This is a genomic window from Hydrocoleum sp. CS-953 (assembly GCF_002260545.1).
Classification (GTDB): Bacteria; Cyanobacteriota; Cyanobacteriia; order Cyanobacteriales; family Microcoleaceae; genus Trichodesmium.
The window spans coordinates 1-3,163 of sequence record NZ_LGSU01000455.1; the positions used below are offsets into that span (position 1 = coordinate 1).

The 3,163-nt window shown below is 38.9% G+C and carries 2 protein-coding genes and 1 pseudogene; all 3 read right to left on the reverse strand.

Annotation, left to right across the window (positions count from 1 at the left end):
• Positions 1 to 22: 22 nt before the first annotated feature.
• Positions 23 to 391: family 10 glycosylhydrolase (locus tag AFK68_RS38115; RefSeq protein WP_210407227.1), on the reverse strand; the 369-nt coding region annotated here is incomplete at its 5' end.
• A 1-nt stretch (position 392) separates the two neighbouring features.
• Positions 393 to 1,486: pseudogene (locus tag AFK68_RS04555) on the reverse strand (glycoside hydrolase family 10 protein); the annotation flags it as partial.
• 229 nt (positions 1,487 to 1,715) lie between these two features.
• A complete protein-coding gene (locus AFK68_RS04560) occupies positions 1,716 to 2,993 on the reverse strand; it encodes an aspartate aminotransferase family protein (protein WP_094671777.1) in 1,278 nt (425 codons plus the stop codon).
• Between the last annotated feature and the right edge of the window lie 170 nt (positions 2,994 to 3,163).

The window sequence follows — 3,163 nt, forward strand, 5'->3', positions numbered from 1 at the left end:
CTTCTCACACTCCCCACACTCCTTATCTCCCCACACTCCCAAGCCTTGGACGAGATACAGCAGTAGGAAACATTTTCTTAAACTCAAAACGTCGCTCTTGGGGTGAGTCTGGAGTCATATAACTCCATAAAGTTTCCCAATAGAAAAAAGATACTCCAGCAAAATTGCGATCGCGTACTGCTTTTACCTGTTGTTGAACTTTTTCAATTTTCATTAGCGTTTTCATAGTCCCTGTGAGAATACCAATACTGAAAGGAATTTTATTTTTAGCATTTTTGACGGCAGGTTGTTCCAACTCTTCTACAAATGAGGGTAGATCGTTTCGATACACCTGCAAAATAAATTCATCTACTAAGCCTCTCTCGATCCAAGTTTGCCAGTCTTGTAGATANCCAATACTGAAAGGAATTTTATTTTTAGCATTTTTGACGGCAGGTTGTTCCAACTCTTCTACAAATGAGGGTAGATCGTTTCGATACACCTGCAAAATAAATTCATCTACTAAGCCTCTCTCGATCCAAGTTTGCCAGTCTTGTAGATATAATTTGTAGGCAAAATCATAAGGATTAGAAGATACAGACACAATACAGTTGGGTTTAATAGCTTTGATAGATTTATAAAGTCTTTCCATAAAGGCAGTAATTTGATTTGCCCGCCATTGCATCCATTCTGGATCTGTAAAATCTTCTGGAGGCATTTTGCCCTGATGTTGTTCTCGATAAAGGTGAACTGTAACCGGATCGTAGCCAAATTGTACTGGCATTCCGAAGCGATCGTCTATTTGAATTCCATCGACATCGTATTTTTTTACAACCTCTAATATTAGGTCTTGAATAAAGTTTTGCACCTGGGGATGAATGGGGTTAAGCCAGACATTGTAGATGGAGAGCGACTGCTGCAATTGGGTTAATAAAGACTGTTCATCTGATTCTGGGAGCAAATCTTTTAACTCTAATTCAAAGAAACCCTCAGAAAAATTTCTATTTTTGTCAAGACTTGTTGTTACCCAGTGAGGATGACGTTTGACTAATAAAGAGTTGATGGGAGCCATGAAACCATATTCAAACCAAGGGATAACTCGTAAACCTTGGCGATGGGACTGTTTAAATATTTCTCTGAGTACATCTTGACCAAGACGAAATGTAGTAAGAGTTTGGTCTTGAGGTTGACCTATGACTCTTTTGGCGACATCACTGGGGTAAAAGGTGTTACCTCGGTTCCAGGTTACAGGATAAACAGTGTTGAAATTGAGTAGAGAAAGTTGACGGAGGGCGCGATTAATTGCCCACGGGGCGAATAATACGCTACTACTAACGTTAGTTATCCAGACTCCCCGCACTTCTTTTTTTTCTGGTGTAGCTTTGGCGATGACTGGAGTTGGAGAGGTAAATATTGTGCTTAGGGAAATAGAGAGGAGGGCGATCGCTACTCCCACTACTAGCCATATTTTTAATCGTTTGAATTTATGATTAATTTTATAAGTCATTATTTTGATAAATTTTCCAACTTTCCACCTAAACCAAATAACCACAACGTTTGTAGAGATGTTCTACAGAAACTTCCTACTAAGCCGACATAGATAAAATGGTGCGTTGCATCATTGCGGGCGGGTTTATATAATCAAATGTGAAAACTCATTAATTTAAGGGAGAAACCCGCCCCTACTATTGCAACATTTTAGGTGTGTCACGCCACTACTGGACTAATTCTGACTTCTAACTTCTGACTTCAGTATTAGCGATCGCTCTTGCCAAAGCATCCATAGCTTCGGTTACTTCAGTTTCAGTAACTATCAGTGGAGGCACAAACCGCAAAACTTTTGGACCCGCAGGCACAAGTAACAAACCTTCATTCATGGCAGCTTTAACTATATCAATAGAAGTCAATTCTATATCTGCATTTAACTCTATACCATTAATCAAACCCCAACCGCGCACTTCGGTAAATAAGTTAGGATATTTGGCTGCAATAGCATTTAATCCTACTCGCAACTGTTCTCCCCTCTGCTGTACATTTGTCAATAAATTTTCCTGTTCCAAAGTTTGACAAACCGCCAACGCTACCGCACAAGCAAAAGGGTTTCCGCCAAAAGTGCTAGCATGACTGCCTGGTTCAAATACATCACAGTGAGATTTACATAACATTGCGCCGATGGGGATACCCCCTCCTAACCCCTTAGCGGAAGTGAAAATATCTGGTTCAATGCCAAGATTTTCATATCCCCAAAGTTTGCCACTGCGACCCATTCCTACTTGTACTTCATCTAATATTAAAAGAATACCTTTCTCGTTGCAAATTTCTCTAATTCTTTGGAAATAAGCTACATCACCAGGGCGCACACCTCCTTCTCCCTGGAGTGCTTCTAACATAATAGCTGCAACTTGCCGTTTGTCTTTGTCTAATTCGGCGATCGCGCTTTCTATAGCAGTAATATCATTGTAGGGTACATAATAAAATCCTGGCATTAATGGACTAAAACCTTTGTGATATTTCGGTTGTCCAGTTGCAGTAATAGTTGCCAGAGTTCTTCCATGGAAACTAGCATGGGCGGTCAAAATTGTAGGATTTTCGATATTTAACTTTTCGTGAGCATATTTTCGAGCTAATTTGATTGCTCCTTCGTTAGCTTCTGCTCCAGAATTACAGAAAAATGCTTTGTCAGCACAGGAATGTTCTATTAACCACTGTGCCAATTCTCCCTGAACTGGGATATAGTATAGATTAGATACATGATGCAATCTTTTAATTTGCTCTGACACTGTTGCCATCATCACAGGGTGAGCGTGACCGAGAGTACAGGTAGCAATTCCAGCAACAAAATCTAAATATTCTTTTCCTTCAGTATCCCAAACGCGACAACCTTCTCCCTGTTCGAGGGCAATGGGAAAACGCCCGTAAGTGTTCATTACATAAGCGTTGAAGTTGTCAGCACTAAATGTTGTATATCCACCAGGTGTTTCTAAAGACTGTTTAACTATTGTTTCTGGAGTCATAAATTATATCCTCAATTATACCCTCTAAATCAAAATTAACCTCAATATTAACTGAATATTAGGAGATAATATATATTTTTTCCAGTTTTTTTAATTTATCATATTTTTACAAAAAATAATGTCATATTTTATCAATTATCATTGATATCATTCGTTATTATTTAGATTAT